At 66.0% G+C, this 16,231-nt stretch carries 13 protein-coding genes; 4 read left to right on the top strand and 9 right to left on the bottom strand.

Features of this window, described 5'->3' with window-relative positions; genetic code table 11:
* Nucleotides 1-3: 3 nt before the first annotated feature.
* On the bottom strand, nucleotides 4-804 hold the full coding sequence (locus PO883_RS18970; RefSeq protein ID WP_289311139.1) for an HDOD domain-containing protein: 801 nt from the start codon (nucleotides 802-804) through the stop codon (nucleotides 4-6).
* 476 nt (nucleotides 805-1,280) lie between these two features.
* On the opposite strand from PO883_RS18970, the gene PO883_RS18965 reads away from it, so the two are divergent.
* On the top strand, nucleotides 1,281-3,629 hold the full coding sequence (locus tag PO883_RS18965) for a DUF6351 family protein (protein ID WP_289311138.1): 2,349 nt from the start codon (nucleotides 1,281-1,283) through the stop codon (nucleotides 3,627-3,629).
* A gap of 35 nt (nucleotides 3,630-3,664) precedes the next feature.
* Here PO883_RS18965 and PO883_RS18960 read toward each other — a convergent pair whose 3' ends face one another.
* Nucleotides 3,665-4,606: a CAP domain-containing protein gene (locus PO883_RS18960; RefSeq protein WP_289311137.1), complete on the bottom strand. Its 942-nt coding sequence runs from the start codon at nucleotides 4,604-4,606 to the stop codon at nucleotides 3,665-3,667.
* A 144-nt stretch (nucleotides 4,607-4,750) separates the two neighbouring features.
* Here PO883_RS18960 and PO883_RS18955 point away from each other — a divergent pair, with 144 nt between their 5' ends.
* Entirely contained in the window at nucleotides 4,751-5,287 is a 537-nt protein-coding gene (locus PO883_RS18955) for a DUF2058 domain-containing protein (RefSeq protein ID WP_289311136.1), read from the top strand.
* 18 nt (nucleotides 5,288-5,305) lie between these two features.
* Here the strand turns inward: PO883_RS18955 and PO883_RS34915 are convergent, their stop codons facing one another.
* From PO883_RS34915 to PO883_RS18935, 5 genes are all read right to left on the bottom strand, one after another.
* Nucleotides 5,306-5,524 carry a helix-turn-helix domain-containing protein gene (locus tag PO883_RS34915; RefSeq protein WP_373890084.1) on the bottom strand — a complete coding sequence of 73 codons (219 nt, stop codon included), beginning with the start codon at nucleotides 5,522-5,524 and terminating at the stop codon, nucleotides 5,306-5,308.
* On the bottom strand, nucleotides 5,440-6,309 hold the full coding sequence (locus PO883_RS18950; RefSeq protein WP_308605946.1) for an AraC family transcriptional regulator: 870 nt from the start codon (nucleotides 6,307-6,309) through the stop codon (nucleotides 5,440-5,442). Before PO883_RS18950 ends, PO883_RS34915 begins: the two co-directional genes overlap by 85 nt.
* Nucleotides 6,310-6,344: 35 nt before the next feature.
* Nucleotides 6,345-7,472, bottom strand: coding sequence for a DJ-1/PfpI family protein (locus tag PO883_RS18945; protein WP_289311135.1), 1,128 nt, complete (start codon nucleotides 7,470-7,472; stop codon nucleotides 6,345-6,347).
* 255 nt (nucleotides 7,473-7,727) lie between these two features.
* Nucleotides 7,728-8,117 carry a hypothetical protein gene (locus PO883_RS18940; RefSeq protein WP_289311134.1) on the bottom strand — a complete coding sequence of 130 codons (390 nt, stop codon included), beginning with the start codon at nucleotides 8,115-8,117 and terminating at the stop codon, nucleotides 7,728-7,730.
* Between the two features lie 59 nt (nucleotides 8,118-8,176).
* A complete protein-coding gene (locus PO883_RS18935; RefSeq protein ID WP_167088869.1) occupies nucleotides 8,177-8,380 on the bottom strand; it encodes a hypothetical protein in 204 nt (67 codons plus the stop codon).
* A gap of 250 nt (nucleotides 8,381-8,630) precedes the next feature.
* Here PO883_RS18935 and PO883_RS18930 point away from each other — a divergent pair, with 250 nt between their 5' ends.
* Complete coding sequence (locus tag PO883_RS18930; protein ID WP_289311133.1) at nucleotides 8,631-9,182, top strand: hypothetical protein; 552 nt, start codon at nucleotides 8,631-8,633, stop codon at nucleotides 9,180-9,182.
* A 17-nt stretch (nucleotides 9,183-9,199) separates the two neighbouring features.
* Here the strand turns inward: PO883_RS18930 and PO883_RS18925 are convergent, their stop codons facing one another.
* Nucleotides 9,200-12,058: a UvrD-helicase domain-containing protein gene (locus PO883_RS18925; protein WP_289311132.1), complete on the bottom strand. Its 2,859-nt coding sequence runs from the start codon at nucleotides 12,056-12,058 to the stop codon at nucleotides 9,200-9,202.
* A 572-nt stretch (nucleotides 12,059-12,630) separates the two neighbouring features.
* Here PO883_RS18925 and PO883_RS18920 point away from each other — a divergent pair.
* Nucleotides 12,631-15,921 (top strand): DEAD/DEAH box helicase, encoded by a 3,291-nt coding sequence (locus tag PO883_RS18920; protein WP_289311131.1) that lies wholly within the window; start codon nucleotides 12,631-12,633, stop codon nucleotides 15,919-15,921.
* Between the two features lie 9 nt (nucleotides 15,922-15,930).
* On the opposite strand, the gene PO883_RS18915 is transcribed toward PO883_RS18920, so the two are convergent.
* Nucleotides 15,931-16,191, bottom strand: a complete 261-nt coding sequence (locus tag PO883_RS18915; RefSeq protein WP_289311130.1) for a hypothetical protein — start codon at nucleotides 16,189-16,191, stop codon at nucleotides 15,931-15,933.
* Nucleotides 16,192-16,231 lie beyond the last annotated feature (40 nt).

Below are 16,231 nucleotides of genomic sequence, written 5' to 3'. Positions count from 1 at the left end.
CGCTTACGGCGCCGCCGAGAACGAATCGTGCGATGGGAACTTGGCTTTCATCCATTCGCGGTTCAGTTGCAGGGCCGTGACGAGGTCCTGCGGCAGCGTGTCGAGAATCTCCGGGTCGTCGCTGGGGGTATCGGCCAGCAGGCTGGCCAGGTGGATGATGCCGCCGAGCTTGCTGAACGGATGGGCCTCCAGCGGGTCCGACGAGCATGCCAGCGCGCGCACGATGGTCTCGGGGAAGTTCCAGCGCCGCCCCAGCTCGGCCGTGATTTCACCTTCGCAAAAACCCAGCAAACGCTGTTCGCGCTCCCAGCGCCCGCCGGGCAGGTGCGGCTGCTGTTCGATTTCCGCGAACGCGGTCGGTTCGGCCTGGTAGATCAGCAGTTCGCCCAGGCGCACCATCATCCCCGCCAGCCAGGCATCCTGGCCATCGCTGCCAAGGCTGCCCGAGAGCCACTTGGCATAGCCGGCGCACGCCATGCTGCTTTTCCAGAATTCATCGCTGTCCAGGCCCGGCAAGTCGGGGAAGGTTTCGGCGAAGCAGGCCGCCAGCGCCAGGGTGCGCACGTGCGACATGCCGGTCATGGCGATGGCGTCGTCGAGCGAATTGACGCCGCGCGAGACGCCGAAGCGGGCGCTGTTGGCCAGGCGCATCAGCTTGGCGGTGAGCGCCGGATCGCGCGCGATGATGGAACTGATCAACTTGGCCGAGGCATCTTCATCATCGAGCGTCTTGATGAGGGAATGGGCCACTTCGGAGATCACCGGGAGTTTGACGTTCTGAAAAAATGCGGAGAGTTCGGACATAGTGCTTCCTTTGATGGTCAGTCGCGGCGTGGTGAACGGGGAGGCAAACGGAACAGCTTGGACAGGACAAGGGCGGCGCCGCCGGGGTGGGCCAGGCGCGTCGATGGGTGAACGGCGGTGCGGACATGGGCAGGCATGCTTCGGTTTCCCCAGCTTGCGTTGATGAATCAGTCTACTATGAGTAATGCCCCACACAAACAAAATCCGCAGCGTGGCGGACCGGCCCGAAGCGCCCCCAGCTGCTTGCGCGGCCATGCGCGCGCGCCGGATGTGCAATCCCGCTAGGGACTATTGCATCCACGCTGCATGAAAGTTTCGCGACGGTGCTCAAACGCATCATGCAAAGGTGTTGTTTTAGCGCTGTAAAAGGCTAAACTGATGCCTTACGACATTGATTTTAGTCAATGCTTGGCGAGAGTCGCAGAGCAAGATGAACAAGGCTTTGGTACCGGACAACCACCCAAGGAGCAGACGCCATGAATCATTGGACAAGGGCCGCCGCCTGTGCGCTCGCGGCAATCGGACTGACCGGATGCGGGGGCGCCGCGCATGCGCCGGACACCCGCTTGCGCCTGACGGTGCTCTCCAGCGCGCCCCGCTATGTGTCGGGCGGCGACGCCCGCATCGCTGTCGCGGTGGCCGGCGACGCGCATGGCAAGCTGCTCTTCCGGCTCAATGGCCAGCGCATCGATCCCCCCATGACGGCCGCCGGCACGCGCGTGGAAGGCGTGGTGTCCGGCCTGGCCGATGGCGACAATGTGCTCGAGGTGACGTACATGAATGACAGCGGGCGGGCGGTATCCGATTCGCTGGTGCTGACCAACCACCCGGTGACGGGACCGATGTTTACCGGTCCGCAGCAGCAGCCGTTCGTGTGCCGCACCCAGGAATCGGGCCTGGGCCAGCCGCTGGTGGATAACCAGGACGGCATCGGCCATCCGGTGTTCGATGCGCCGGGCGTCGATGCGCCGAGCACGCGTGTGCCGGGCGTCGATGCGCCCGGCACACGCGTGCTCGGGTACAGCCGGTACTGCGCCATCAAGCCGCAGATCCACTACTTTTACCACACCGGCGAGAGCTTCAAGCCGTTTGACGCCGCCACCGGCTACGCCAAGCCGCCGGCCGACCTGAAAACGATCACCCTCAACGGCGCCAGCGTGCCGTTCGTGGTGCGGGTCGAAGCCGGCACCATCAACCGCTTCGCGTACACCATCGCCATGCTGGCGCCATTTGCCGGGCGCGCCGGTGCGGCGCCGCAGTTCGATACCGCGGCCTGGAACCGCAAGCTGGTGTACTGGCTGCGCGGCGGCGTGGGTGTCGGCCACCAGCAGGGCACGGCGATCTGGTTCAGCAGCGGCCTGCGCGGCATCGAGCGCCAGATCATTTCCCGGGTACTGGCGCAGGGGTATGCGGTGGCTAATTCGTCCGGAAATGAAGCGGGCGTGCATTACAACATGCGCCTGGCGGAAGAAACGGCCATGATGACCAAGGAACGCTTCATCGAGGCGGTCGGCCAGCCGGCCTTCACGATCGGCATCGGCGGCTCGGGCGGGGCGGTGCAGCAGTATCTGTTTGCGCAAAACCGGCCGGGATTGCTGGACGCCGGCATTCCGGTGCAATCGTATCCGGACATGGTCACCCAAACGATTCCGGTGGCCGACTGCCCGCTGCTGGAGCAGTATTTCAGCGACGAGGTGGCGCTCGATCCCGCCTCGCCGTGGAAGACCTGGAGCCGGCGCGCCCTGATCGAGGGCAGCAATGCCAGCGATACGGTGGTCAATCCCATCAACGACAAGCCGGGATCGACCGAGTGCATCAATGGCTGGCAGGGCGCGGTGCCGACCGTGGTCAATCCGGTCTACAAAGACCCACGCTACGAGCTGGTGGCCCAGAATTACGGGTATCCGCCGGATGTCTTCGCCAAGGTCAAATGGACCCACTGGAACGACCTGGCCCATATCTACGGCACCGACAGCCATGGCTTCGCGCCCAATTCGATCGACAACGTCGGCGTGCAGTACGGGCTTGGCGCGCTGCTGGCGGGGCGGATCGGCAAGGATGAATTCTTGCGCGTCAATGCCTGCGTCGGCAGCTGGAAAGCGCCGTCGCAGTTCGTCATGTGGGATAGCGCCGCCGACCCGTTCGACGCGCGCAACATGCAGCGCAGCGCCACCTGCCGCGACCCGGGCGGCCTGCCCGCGCCCCGCCGCGCGGGCGAGCTGTCGGCCATGCACGCGGCCTACACGTCCGGGCATGTGTTCACCGGGCAGCGGCTGGGCATTCCGATGATCGATGTGCGGCCCTACCTGGAACCGGTGCTCAATATGCACAACGCGCGCCAGGCTTTTTCGGTGCGCGCGCGCCTGCTGGACGCCAACCGCGCGGCGGCAAACAAGCAGGTGATCTGGTTTACCACGCCCGCGGCGGACCAGCCGGCGCACGTCATCGATGCGCTGGGGGTGCTGGACCGCTACCTGAGCACGGGCAGCGCGCCCGCCCAATTTGCGGACGCCTGTTTTGATGCCAGCGGCGCCGTGATCGCAGCCGGCGCATCGGTCTGGGACGGCATCCTGAACCAGCAGCCGAAAGGCGCCTGCAGCGCCGCCTTTCCCGTGTACGCCAGTCCGCGCATGGTGGCCGGCGACGCGCTCAAGGGCGATATCTTCAAGTGCAAGCTGAAACCGGTGGCGGCGGCGCTCAGGGACGGCACTTATCCGGAGGCCGCCCGCTTCAGCGCGCGCGACAAGGAATGGCTGGAGCGGATTTTTCCGCAAGGCGTATGCGATTATCGCTTCGGCGACCAGGGCCGCCCGGCGCGCTGGTGACAGCGCAGCCGCGCGCGGCGCGGCGCGGCGCCGGCTTACCTGGCCTCGGGCGCTTCGCCCTGTGCTTCCGGCATCGGCTCGGCGGGCGCCGCCAGCACCTGGGTCCAGTAGACGCGCGGGCTGTCGCCCGCGTGGTTGACGGCGTAGCCGGCGCCCATGTCGGTAAATTGCGCATCCATCAGATTGGCGCAATGGCCGGGGCTGGTGAGCCATCCGGCGACCGCGTCCGCGGCCGACTCTTGCCCGACCGCGATGTTTTCGCCGATGCGGCGCCAGCGGTAGCCGGCTTCGAGCGCGCGTTCGTCCACCATGCGGCCATCCTTGCCCGCGTGGCTCAAATAGCGTTGCCTGGCCATGTTGCCGCTGTGGCCCAGCGCCGCGCTTGCCAATTCCTCGTTCCAGGCCAGCGGCGGCGCGGCCTCGAACGGCTGCGCGCCGCAGTTGCGGGCGCTGGCGCGGGCCTGGTTGACCGCGTCCAGGATGCGCTGTCCGGCTTCGCGCGGCGGCGGCAGGCGCGAGGCGGCCGAGGGCGGGGCCGGCTGGGCCAGCACGATCAGCCAGCTGTCGCCGGTGCGCCTGGCGCCGATCTCGGAAAATTGCGTGCTCAGCAGCGTCTTGCAATAGCTGCGTTCGATGCTGGCCATGACGCGCACGGGATCGGACACACCCGCCACAAAGATCGCGTCGGCGTGCGCCACCGGATAGCCGGCGCGCGCGAGGGCCGGGGCCAGCAGGGTCCCCGTTCCGATCTGCACCTTGGACAAGGCCGGATGGGGCGCCAGCGGCGCGACCGGCCCCATGCTGCGGCCCTGGCAGGCATGCGGCGCGGCGCGGTACGCGTTGATCAAGCCGATGAGCGCGGTGCGCGGCTGGGCGCTCGCCGGCAGTGCGGCCAGGAGCAGGCTGGCGGCCAGCCAGCGCAGCCGGCTGCGGATGGCGCCGTGTGGCGGGACGGTGTGGGGAACGAGGATGGTCATGGGGGCGATTCTAACAGCGGCCGCCGGACAGGTCGATTGCGTCAATTCCCGGGCATCGGGGCCGGCATTTTTGCTATGCTATCGCTTTTCCAGCGGCCGGCGCCATTGCCCGGTCCGGCGAACCTCATTTACGGAGTAGTGCATATGGCCTCGTTACAAGAGCAGTTTTTGAAAGCCGGCCTGGTCGACAAAAACAAGGTCAAACAGGCCAACCAGGACAAGAGCAAGCAGAAGAAGGTCGAGCGCCGCACCGGCACCGAGACTGTCGATGAAGCGCGCCTGGCCGCCCTCGAAACCCAGCGCAAGAACGCCGAGCGGGCGCGCGAACTCAATGCCCAGCGCGACGCGGCGGCGAACGAAAAAGCGATCGGCGCGCAGATCACCCAGATGGTGCAGAAGAATCGCCAGAGCAAGGGCAATGGCGATATCGCGTACAACTTCACGCACAACAACAAGATCGAGCGTTTCTACGTATCGGCGGCGGTCCAGGCGCACCTGGTGGCCGGTCGCCTGGTGATCATTCGCCAGGGCGATTCGACCGAGCTGGTACCGCGCGTGATTGCCGATAAAATCGCCGAGCGCGATGCCTCGATCGTGGTGCGCGTGAATAAAACCAGTACCGAAGTCGATGCGGACGATCCGTACGCGGCGTTCCAGATTCCCGATGACCTGATGTGGTAACGGGCATCCGCCTGCCGCTCAGGGCGCGCGGACAGGTCCCGCGCGTTCCGAAAAGCGGGCGCGGTACTGCAGCGGGTTGACGCCGAAATTGCGGAGAAAAACCCGGCGCAGCGTTTGTTCTTCGGCGTAGCCAATCTTGATGCAAATGGCTTTCAGGGGCAGGGTGCTCGATTCCAGCGCCCGGCAGGCCGCTTCCATGCGGATCGCCTCGACGGTCTTGGCCGGCGTGCGGCCCACCGTGGCGGTGTAGACGCGCACGAAGGTGCGCAGCGACATGTCGCCATTTGCGCCAGCCGGGCCACGCCGAGGTCTTGGTCGATGTGGCCGGCGATCCAGGAATGCAGGCTGGCGAAATTGCCGTCGTCGCGCGCTTGGGTGGCCAGCGGCACGCTGAATTGCGATTGTCCGCCGGCGCGCTTGATGAACATCACCAGCTGGCGCGCGGTCTGGATGGCGATCTGGTGGCCGTGGTCCGCTTCGATCAGCGCCAGGCTCATGTCGATGCCGGCGGTGACGCCGGCCGAGGTCCAGAGCGCGCCATCCTGGATGAACAGGGCATCCGCATCGACCCGCACTTGCGGGTGGCGCTGCTGGAGGCGCTCGGCCCAGGCCCAGTGGGTTGCCACGCGGCGCCCGTCCAATTGGCCGGTGGCGGCCAGCACGAAAGCGCCGCTGCATACCGAGCACACGCGCCGCGCGCCGGCTGCGTGGCGGGCGATCCAGTCCACCAGGTCGGGGCAGACGGTGAATTCCTCGCCCTTGCAGCCGCCCGCGACGATCAGCGTATCGATATCCGTTCCGTCCAGCGTTGCCAGGGCTCGCGTGTCGACCGCCAGCCCGGCGCTGGACATGACGCTGCCGCCGCCGACGGAAGCGACGACGGTGTCATACGGCAGCGTCGCGCCGGCGGCCTGGCCAAGCCGGTTGGCGGTGGCGAAGGCTTGCAGCGGACCGGCCAGGTCGAGCAAGTTCATGTCTTCGTAGGCGAGAAAGACAATGCGCCGCGTTGTCGAACCAGGCATGCGGTTTCCTTATGTAAGCCAATGCCGAAAACGCATTATCGCGCCTGGCGTGGATACTCCGCTTCCAGCACGACGAAACGGGCGGCGGCCACGCCATAGCGGGCGCTGATGTCGTCGAGCGCCTTGTCGAGCACCCGGGCGGACGGGGTGGCGTCGAATTCGGGCAGTACCCAGTCAAGCTGCTTGCCCTGGCCGGCGACCATGTCGGGAACCAGCATCAAGCCGTTGCGGGTCCTGAGCGGCGCGTCGGACTGCGCCAGCGCATGGACGCGCGCGCGCAGGGTGGCGGTGTAGGCGTCGGCGCTGAGCGAGAGCGCCAGTTCGTCCACGCCGGGGGCCACGGGAATGCCGATATCCTGGCTGGGACGCAGAAAATACGAGGTGACGGCCGTCACGCGGTCGCCGAAGGTGATGCGAAACGCGTCGCTATCGTGCGCGCTGCCCCAGTCGCCAACGCCGAGCTGCGTGGCCAGGACCTGCGCGCGTTCGGTGCCGCCAATGGCTTCGACCAGGGCCAGGGAGGCTGGAATGGCCGCGCTGATGCCGGCACTCGATACGATTTTTCCATCGGCGACGTAGCGCGCGTTTTTCACCCAGACCGTGTCCGGATAGCTGGCCATGCGCGCCTGGTGGGTGCTCCAGTGGCCGGTCGCGCGGTGGCCGCGCGTCAGGCCGGCCCTGGCCAGCTCGATCGAACCATTGCAGATGCTGACCATGGTCGCGCCTTTTGCCGCCTGGGCGCCGACCCAGGCCAGCAGGGTCGGGTCATTGTTCTTGGCCATGGCGGGAACGACGACATAATCGGCACCGTCGGGATAGCGCTGGTCGAACTGGGCGACGGTATTGTCCGGATTGATTTTCAACGGAGGCAGGTACAGCGGTCCGGCTTGGGTGGCCACGCTGACCACCTCGGCGACGCCGGATCGGGCCAGTACGCCATAGGGGAGCACGAAGTCGGACATCACCGTGCCGCTGTTTTCGCCAACGACTGCGATGACGGGGCGGGTGCGCCCGAAGCGCGGCGCGTAGGCATCGATTTTTTCGCCGGGCCGGCCGCTGGCCACGGCCGGCGCCACGACAGGCGCGCCCTCCTGGGCGATCGATGGCCCCGTCAGGGCGAGGGAGGCAAGTGCAATAAGCACGAGGCGGGTGAATCCAGTCATGATTGAAACTCCTGTCAGGCCATCAAATAGTCGCGGGACGCCGGCGCAAACGTCGAGGCCACGGGTACCAGGGCTATCTTACGAGGAGGTGGTTTTGGCGTAAATGACAAAATACAGTCAATTTACGCCACGGTGCCGCCGGCCGGCCGGGAATATCGGCGCCGGAAACAGCAACGCCAACCTGCATGGGTTGGCGTTGTACTTGACGCGAAGGCGCTCAAGACCATCCCCGCCGCAGCGGGGAGTGGAGGGATATTACTTGGCTGCCGGGGCCGGGGCCGCTGCTGGCGTGGCGACCGGCGCTGCTGCTGGCGCTGGCGCGCTGGCGGTTTTTTCCGCTGGCATGGCTACTTTCGCTGCCTTGGCGCGGGCCTTGGCGGACTTCTTGTGGGTTTTTACTTCGGTCTTGGTGGTGGTGACTTCTTCCTTGGCACCGGGAGTGACCGTGGTTTCCTTGGTGTCGGTCTTGACCACGTGCGCATCCTTGGTATCGGTCTTCACGACCTTGGTTTCCTTGGATTCGGTTTTAACGACAGGCGCTTCGGTTTTCGCGGCTGGCGCAGCCGGGGCGGCCGGAGCAGGAGCTTGAGCGAAAGCAGCGGTAGCGAACAGGCCGGTGATCAGGGTAGCGATAGTTTTTTTCATGATGTGGTTTCCTTGGAATTGGTATAAACGGTTTATTTTGTTTGTATGAAGCGTCTTGCTTACTTGCTTGCCTGCGCAGCCGGTTTGGCGGCTTCGACGGCGGTCTTGATATCCTGTGCTGGTGCTTTGACTTCGGCTTTGGTTTCAACCTTTACTTCAGCCTTCGCTACCGGTGTTGCTGGTGCCGTAGCCGGTGTCGGGGACTGCGCGAATGCGGCGCTGGCGAACAATCCGACGGTCAGGGTAGCGATTACTTTTTTCATGGTCAGTCCTTTTTCTGGGTTGAGGTTCGGTGCACATTTGCCGTGTCACTGAGCTGAAAACGCCGCCCGCAACCGTTGAGTTGACGGCCTTTACACGTGCTTACAACTTGCTGTATTTGCTTACAACCAGGCCAGCTGACGCCGAATCGGTCGTGGCAGGCGATTGTGCCGCCACCGGGGGTGTCCGCCCGGGATCAGGGTGGCGAGAGAGTAGACTCCCGCTATCTGAAACTCCAACGAAGGGACCTTCATGAACATTCGCTTGATGGGACTCGTCGCTGCACTGGCAGCCAGCTTGAGTGCCGGGGCGTGTGCGCGCACGAACCTGAGCAGCGTGTACACCGACATCGCCGGCAAGGCCTGCAAGAAATCGGTTGACGACAAAACCAGTGGCGCCTACACATTGACATGCCCCGGCGTGGGCGATTACCGCCTGCGTATCCTGGACGACGATGGGCGAAATTCGATCGATGTCGTGAGCCCGGATGCGCGGATCGTCGCGCTCAATTACTGGGATGTCGTCACCCAGGGGTTTTCCACGCTAGGGAACAAGGCCGAGTGGCGGGTTGCCAGGATCGGTGAAAAGACTTTTCCGGTGGCATTGATCGTGCGCCTGACGCTGATGGATCAAAGCGATCCGGAGCGCCCGAAGCGGCGCCCGGTCCTGGTGGTGGCGCAGATCGGCAAGCACACGGCGTGTGTCGTGAAGGTGGTCGATGCGACCTCGGGCGCCGCCAATGCGGCGGCCAGGGCCGCCGCCGATGGCCAGGCGCAAGCCTGCCTGAAGTCCGTTGCGCGCTGATTAGCTCGCCGGCATGCTCATGACGCATGGCCGCTGTGGCGCATGATGGCGGCGTGCCACAGCGGTTCGCCCGCAGGGGGCATTCCGGCCAGCTTGAGCAGCGAATCGATGTAGTCGGCGTAGCCAGGGTCGGCCAGTTCCTTGACCAGGGGCAGGTTCAGCAGGGCAAACGCGGCATGCCAGCCATCGCCTTCCTGGCCCGGCTGGCGCAGCGCCAGTGCCGGATTGAACTGGTAGCGCCCGGTCGACAAGCGTTTGAACAGGCGCCGGTTGTACGCATAGTCGCGGCTGACCTCGTTGCGCGCCAGGACGCCCGAGATAAAGGCGCGCTTGCCGCGTTCCGGCGCCAGCACCGTGGATGGCCATTTTTCGTAGGCCGCCAGCAGCATGCCGGCGTCGAAGCTGCCGCGGTCGCCGGCATCGGCCCGGCCAAAGCAGGACTTGAACAGCACCCACATGGTTTGAAACAGCAGGTACTCGGATTGACGGCGGTCGATGCGCGCCAGGCGCTCACCGGCCATGACGTCGATGCAGGGTGGCGCCACCAGCTGGTAGACGGCGCCGAACGGACCGCTGGCGTAGGCCGGCTCGCGCAGGGCGGTGGCCATGGCCCAGTGCAGCGCGTTGCGGCCCAGGTGGTCGGTGGCGGACAGGTCGGCACCGCGCGCCAGCAAGGCCTCGATGAGGGGCAGGTTGCCGGCCGCCGCCGCCGCCATCAGGGGCGTCTGGTTCATCGGCGTGCGATGCTCGACGCCATGCTTGTCGCACAGCCGCAGCACATCCTTGATGTTGCGCGCGAAATAGGGCATGTAGTGGCGCCGCCCGAGCGTGGCGCCGAGCTTGCGGAAGTGGTACGCCTGCCCGTAGCCGGCACAGCGCGCCAGCACGTCGGCCAGGACCGATTCGTCGAAACAGGCGGCATACTCGTACAGATGGCCCTTGTGCTTGCTGCCGGCGGCGTGCTCGCGGAAGACCTTGGACAGGCTCTCGCGCAACCTGGCCTCGTCGAACACCGGCCAGGGTACCGGGGTGCTCTTGAGGATCAGGCGCTCGATTGCGTCGGCTTGCTCCTGCTTGCCCTGCAAGGCCAGCTTGCGCGCCTCCTTTTGCCAGTCTTCCAGGCTGGACGCGGGCGTATCGTGCTTGGGCGCCGCGCCCGTCTGCGCGATATCGAGCAGGCGCAACAGCGGATGCGCGGGGTCCGATTCGACCAGGTAAACATGGCGCACCGCGCGGGTCAAGGCCACGTACAGGGCATTGACATAGAACTTGTAGATTTCGAGCGACTTGTCGGACTTGTCCCTGGCACGGCTGTACTGCAGATCGTCGCCGGCGATGTCGGCCGCGCCGATGCCGTCGGCGATCTCGCCAAACCTGGCGCGGTGGTCGGAGATGAAGCGGAACAGCACGATGCTGTCGTATTCCAGGCCCTTGGCTTCGTGGACCGAAAAGATCAGCGGCGTGTCGAAGTGCTTTTTCGCTTCCTCCTTGTCTTCGTCGCGCAGCACCAGCAGCGCACAGCGGGTGGAGCGGCGCGTTTGCGCGTTCAGCTCGCGCCGCGCGCTGTCGCTGTCGGCCAGCAGGCTGACGGCGCCCGCTTCCTGGTTGACGGCGTCGACCAGGAAATTGCTCTCGCGATCGATCGAGCCGAAGCGCCGGTGCTTGATTTTCAGCAGCGTGTTGGCCACCCGCGTGACCTGGGTGCCATTCCTGAAATTGGCGCGCAACACCTGCAACTGCTGGCGCTCGGCCAGTTCGGGGTCGCGCCAGAACAGGGATTTGACTTTGCTCCAGGAGAAAAAATTCGGGTGCACGATCTGGTTCGCGTCGCCGCACAGCAGGAACTGGCCCGGCTTCCTGAGCGCCTGCAGCACCAGCGCCAGTTGCGCCACGGTCAGGTCCTGTACCTCGTCGACCACCACGAAGTCGTAGCGCGCCTGCACCTCGGGGCGCCAGTCATGCGCCACCAGGTTCAGGTCGAACAGTTGTGCCTGTTTTAGCCACGCGCGGTAGCGCTCGAACAAATCGTAGACGGTGTCGCGCTCGTCCGCGCCGAAGATCGACTGGCGCGTGCCGAGCGCGCGGTATTGCTCGCGCGTGAGTACGCCAGCGGCATCGGCGATGAGCACGCCGCGGATTTCCTCGAATGCCTGATGGGCGTCGATGCCCTTGCATTGCTGGCGCATGCGCGCGAACCAGGCGGAAAAGTCGCGCCAGGTGGCCTCGCGGCCGGGAGGGACCCGCACCGACTCGAGAAATTCGCGGTAGGACAGGAAGGTCGCTTCCTGGCCCGCCGGTTCGAATCCATCGGCGTAATACAGGTCGCGCGCGGACTGCGCCAGGTAGGCCGAATGGGTCACGTACAGGACGTCGCCCTGGGCCTGTTTCATTTTTTCGAGCGTCAGCGCGGTCTTGCCGCTGCCGGCGCTGCCGACGATGACCAGGGGCGCGTTTTGCACATACACGGCCTGCTGCGCATCGTCGAACGACATCACCTTGTCGAGCCAGTGCAGCTGGCGCCGTTGCGGATGCAGGTAGGGGATGGGCGCCGCCTGCGTGATGGCCTCGGCCGCGTCGACTGCGGGAATACTGTTCTCGTCGATGCGGGCCCCGCGCATGAAGCGCGACTTGGCGTAGTCGTGCCCCTCGATCACTTCCAGCAGCAGCGCGTAGACTTGGCCGCGGTAGCGGATGGTAGAGAACAGCAGGCGGTCGGCGTAGTCGAGCTTGGCGCGATAGATCTTGGCGTGGGTCAGATTGGCCAGTTTCTTGACGTCGACCGCACGAAAATCGTCGCGTTCGATGGCTTGCCGCACCTTGTCGTAGTGGGCTTTGTTGCGGGGCGGGCAAAAGTTGCTGTATTCGAGGATGTGCATGGGGATGGCGCGCTCGTGGCGTTTTTTTCAGTGGCTATATATATCTTAGCGAGACGAGCCACTGTGAGGCGCGGAAATGAACGCGTTGGCGCAGGGGCAGGGGCCGGCAAAGGGGGGCGCATGGCGCAGGCCGGCCGGCGGCGCCTGGCGCCGGTGTGGCTGTTGCGTGATGTAGCGTACGGACCAGACCGGTTTTTCAGGGCATTCTGGACCCATCGACATCACACAACATTAACAGGAGCAAGATCATGGGTAAATATGTCATTGGATGGATGCTGGGCGTGCCAACCGTCGTGCTGGTGGTGCTGTATTTCCTTTTTAACTGAGGCAGGGCGCCCGGCCCGAAAGCCGGAGCGGGCGCGGCGCGCCCGTGCCGCTGCGGATGAAAGGCCACCCTCGGGTGGCTTTTTTTTGCCTCGACGACGGGCGCGAGCGCGCCCGTCGTGAACCAAATCGTCCGGCACGGGTCTGATGCAGGGAGTGCCCCGCTTGCGGCGCCCGCTTGCGGCGCCCGCTTGCGGCGCCCGCTTGCGGCGATAATAGCGGCTCTTTTCCTCTAACCGACATTCCCCATGCAGATCCCATACTTCGACCAGGCCGACATTCATGACAATATAGACGACGCAACTTGCGAGCGCGGCAGCGACTATTTCAGGCGCGGGAAAGTGCATGCCTGCCACGTCAGCGGCGAGGAGATCGAGGGTGTGGTCGGCGGCAGCGGCCGCTACGTGTATGAGCAAACGGTGTATGTGAGCGACGATGGCGGGGTGATGATCGACGGCAGTTGCACTTGCCCCATGGAATACAATTGCAAGCATGTGGTCGCCGTGCTGTATGCCTACCTTGAGCAGCAGGCGGTCCAGGTCCCCTCCGGCGCCGCCCTTCCGTACGCCAGCTCGGCCTGGCTCGACCGGCTGGTCCAGGCTAGCAGCTTGCCGCAGTGCGAGGCGGCCTCGCAGCTGGTCTTTGTATTCGTTCCCGGCAAGCAGGGCGAGCTTGAGCTGGTGGTGTGCCGCTCGCGTCCGCGCCCGAACGGCGGCTACACCAGCGCCACCGCGATCAGCCATTGCTACGAGCTGGCGGTCGACGCTTCCGGCGCGCGCCAGCGGGCCCTGGTGCGCCTGTTCCTGGCCCTGCGTCCCGATGGCGACAGCTACGGCACGGTGGCGCAGCCGCGCGAGGCGCTGGGCGCGCAGTTGCTCTCTCAATTGCTGGACGAGGGCCTGCTGCTGCAGGCCGGCTCGCGCAAGGAACTCAAAGGCAAGATGCGGCCGCTGGTACGCGGTGAACGCCGCGCCGCCGCGCTGGCCTGGCGCCCCGAGAACAGTGTCATGCGCCTGGTATGGGAAGCCGAAGGCGGCGCCATCGGCACGATTCTCCCGACCGATCCGCCGATGTATCTCCACGACGGGAAGCTGGGCGAACTCGACATGCCGGCCGCGCTGCGCGCGCTGCCCGCCGCGACCTTGCTGGACATGGTAAAGCAGGCGCCCCAGGTCGAGGCGGTGCAAGCGGTCCGCCTCGCCGCCGAGATGCAAGCCTTGCAGCTGGACCGCCTGATGCCGCTCCCGCCGGCCATGGGATTGACGGTGCGCGACGATATCCGCCCAACCCCCTATCTTTTGCTGGGCAGCATGGAACAGAGTATCCACGGCGGCCGTGAATCGGCCTGGCACGATTACGCCGTACTGGCCTTCGACTACGATGGCAAGCGCGCCTCGGTCGATGCCAGCCAGGTGCTGATGCGCACCACGGCCAGCGGCAGCGAGCGGATCGAGCGCGACCTGGGCGCCGAGGCGCTCGCCCATGCCACCCTGGAAGGCTACGGCTTCCAGAGCAGCAGCGCGCCGGCGCTGGAGCGTTTCTTAGGAGCCCTGGAACTGCCCGGCAGCGACGCCTGGCTGGCCTTCGGGCGCACTGGCTTGCCGGCCCTGCGCGCGCAAGGCTGGCTGCTGGACCTGGCGCCCAGCTTCCGCTTCGACGTGCGCCAGATCGACGACTGGTACGCCGACGTCGAGCAGGGCGGCGAAGGCAACGCCTGGTTCGAGCTGGAACTGGGGATTGTGGTCGACGGCGAGCGCGTTCCCCTGCTGCCGATCCTGTTGCAACTGATCCGCGGCGCGCCCGCGCAGTTCGATGCACAGGCGATGGCGGCCCATGCCGACAGCGAGGTCTTGATGGCGCGCCTGCCCGGCGGCGGCCGCGTGGGCCTGCCCTGGAGCCGCATCCGGCCGATCCTGGCTACCCTGGGCGAGCTGTATTTTCTCGAACGCATCGGCAATGCCATCCGCCTGCCCAGCCTGGACGCGGCCCGCCTGGCCGAGCTCGAGGCCAGCGCCCGGCTGCGCTGGATGGGCGGCGAGACGCTGCGCTCCCTCGGCCGGCGCCTGGCGGGATTTGGCGGCGTGCAGGCGGTGGCGCCGCCGCGCGGCCTGCAAGCGACGCTGCGTAATTACCAGCAAGAAGGCCTGGCGTGGATGCAGTTTCTGCGCGAATACGGCCTGGCGGGCATTTTGGCCGACGACATGGGCCTGGGCAAGACCATCCAGACTTTGTCCCACATCCTGCTGGAAAAGGAAGCGGGGCGGCTGGACCGCCCGGCCCTGGTGGTGGCGCCTACCAGCCTGATGGGCAACTGGCAGGAGGAAGCGGCGCGCTTCGCGCCGAGCCTGCGCGTGCTGCTGCTGCATGGCGCCGAGCGCGCCGGGCGCTTCGGCGCGATGGGCAGCCACGACCTGGTGCTGACCACCTATGCGCTGCTGGCGCGCGACGAAGCGGCGTTGCTGGGACAGGAGTTCCACTTGCTGATCCTGGACGAATCGCAATACATCAAGAACCACCGCTCCAAGGCGGCCGGGACCGCCACCCTGCTGCGCGCGCGCCATCGTCTTTGCCTGACCGGTACGCCGCTGCAAAACCACCTGGGCGAACTGTGGTCGCAATTTCATTTCTTGCTGCCCGGCTTGCTGGGCGACGAAAAGCAATTCAACAGCGACTTCCGCAAGCCCGTGGAGCGCGACGGCGATGCCGGGCGCAACGCCTTCCTGACGCGCCGCATCAAGCCATTCCTGCTGCGCCGCACCAAGGACCATGTGGCCAAGGAATTGCCGGCCAAGACGGAAATGCTGAGGGAAGTCACCCTGGACGGCGCCCAGCGCGACCTGTACGAGACGGTGCGCCTGGCGATGGACAAGAAGGTGCGCGCGGCAATTGCCAGCAAGGGCGTGGCGCGCAGCCAGATCATCATCCTGGAAGCCTTGCTCAAGCTGCGCCAGGTGTGCTGCGATCCGCGCCTGGTGAGCTTGTCCGGCGGGCGCAAGAGCGGCGCGCAGTCGGCCAAGCTGGTGGAGCTGACCGTCATGCTGGAAGAGTTGCTGGACGAGGGCCGCAAGATCCTGGTGTTTTCGCAATTTACCAGCATGCTGGCGCTGATCGAGGACGAGCTGCGCGCGCGCAAGATCGACTATGCCTTGCTGACGGGCGACACCAAGGACCGCAGCGCCCAGGTGGCGGCGTTCCAGAGCGGTGCGGTGCCGGTCTTCCTGATCAGCTTGAAGGCGGGTGGCGTGGGCCTGAACCTGACGGCGGCCGACACCGTAATCCATTACGATCCCTGGTGGAACCCGGCGGTGGAGAACCAGGCGACCGACCGCGCCTGGCGCATCGGCCAGGACAAGCCGGTCTTCGTCTACAAGCTCATCGCCAAGGCCACGCTCGAGGAAAAAATCCAGGAGATGCAGCAAAGGAAGGCTGCGCTGGCCAGCGCGGTGCTCAGCGGCGGCGACACCCAGGGCTTGCAGATCACCCAGGACGACCTGCAGGCCATCTTTGCGCCCTTGAGCGTAGAGGCGCCGGTCCGCTGAGACCTGCGCTCAGTCGCGCTCCAGCGGATTGGCGAGGCTGCGCTGGCGCCACTTCAGGCTCACGTTCAGTTCGGACACGTGGCGCGGCGCCCAGGTCCGGCCGGCGCCGAGCGCGACCGACAGATTGCGCGACAGCCTGAACTCGCCCGTGGCGCGGGCGCCGAGGCGGCGCAAGGTGGCGCCGGCGATGAATTTTTCGGCTTGCAGCTCCAGCTGGGCCGACCATTGCGCTCCCTGGCGCGTGGCTGCCGCGTGCGGTGCGCCGGCCACGCCCGCATGGCGGGGGCGTGCTCGCGTCGATTCTGTATCG

The organism is Massilia sp. DJPM01 (genome assembly GCF_030348125.1).
In the GTDB taxonomy this organism is placed as follows: Bacteria; Pseudomonadota; Gammaproteobacteria; order Burkholderiales; family Burkholderiaceae_D; genus Telluria_A; species Telluria_A frigida.
Note: the sequence above shows the minus strand (reverse complement) of the source record. Positions and strands in the feature narration are given on the sequence as shown.

Bases quoted from the DNA above. Each gene is read 5' to 3' on its own strand.
- PO883_RS18970 (WP_289311139.1), bottom strand. From the start codon at position 804: ATGTCCGAACTCTCCGCATTTTTTCAGAACGTCAAACTCCCGGTGATC.
- PO883_RS18965 (WP_289311138.1), top strand. From the start codon at position 1,281: ATGAATCATTGGACAAGGGCCGCCGCCTGTGCGCTCGCGGCAATCGGA.
- PO883_RS18960 (WP_289311137.1), bottom strand. From the start codon at position 4,606: ATGACCATCCTCGTTCCCCACACCGTCCCGCCACACGGCGCCATCCGC.
- PO883_RS18955 (WP_289311136.1), top strand. From the start codon at position 4,751: ATGGCCTCGTTACAAGAGCAGTTTTTGAAAGCCGGCCTGGTCGACAAA.
- PO883_RS18950 (WP_308605946.1), bottom strand. From the start codon at position 6,309: ATGCCTGGTTCGACAACGCGGCGCATTGTCTTTCTCGCCTACGAAGAC.
- PO883_RS18945 (WP_289311135.1), bottom strand. From the start codon at position 7,472: ATGACTGGATTCACCCGCCTCGTGCTTATTGCACTTGCCTCCCTCGCC.
- PO883_RS18940 (WP_289311134.1), bottom strand. From the start codon at position 8,117: ATGAAAAAAACTATCGCTACCCTGATCACCGGCCTGTTCGCTACCGCT.
- PO883_RS18935 (WP_167088869.1), bottom strand. From the start codon at position 8,380: ATGAAAAAAGTAATCGCTACCCTGACCGTCGGATTGTTCGCCAGCGCC.
- PO883_RS18930 (WP_289311133.1), top strand. From the start codon at position 8,631: ATGAACATTCGCTTGATGGGACTCGTCGCTGCACTGGCAGCCAGCTTG.
- PO883_RS18925 (WP_289311132.1), bottom strand. From the start codon at position 12,058: ATGCACATCCTCGAATACAGCAACTTTTGCCCGCCCCGCAACAAAGCC.
- PO883_RS18920 (WP_289311131.1), top strand. From the start codon at position 12,631: ATGCAGATCCCATACTTCGACCAGGCCGACATTCATGACAATATAGAC.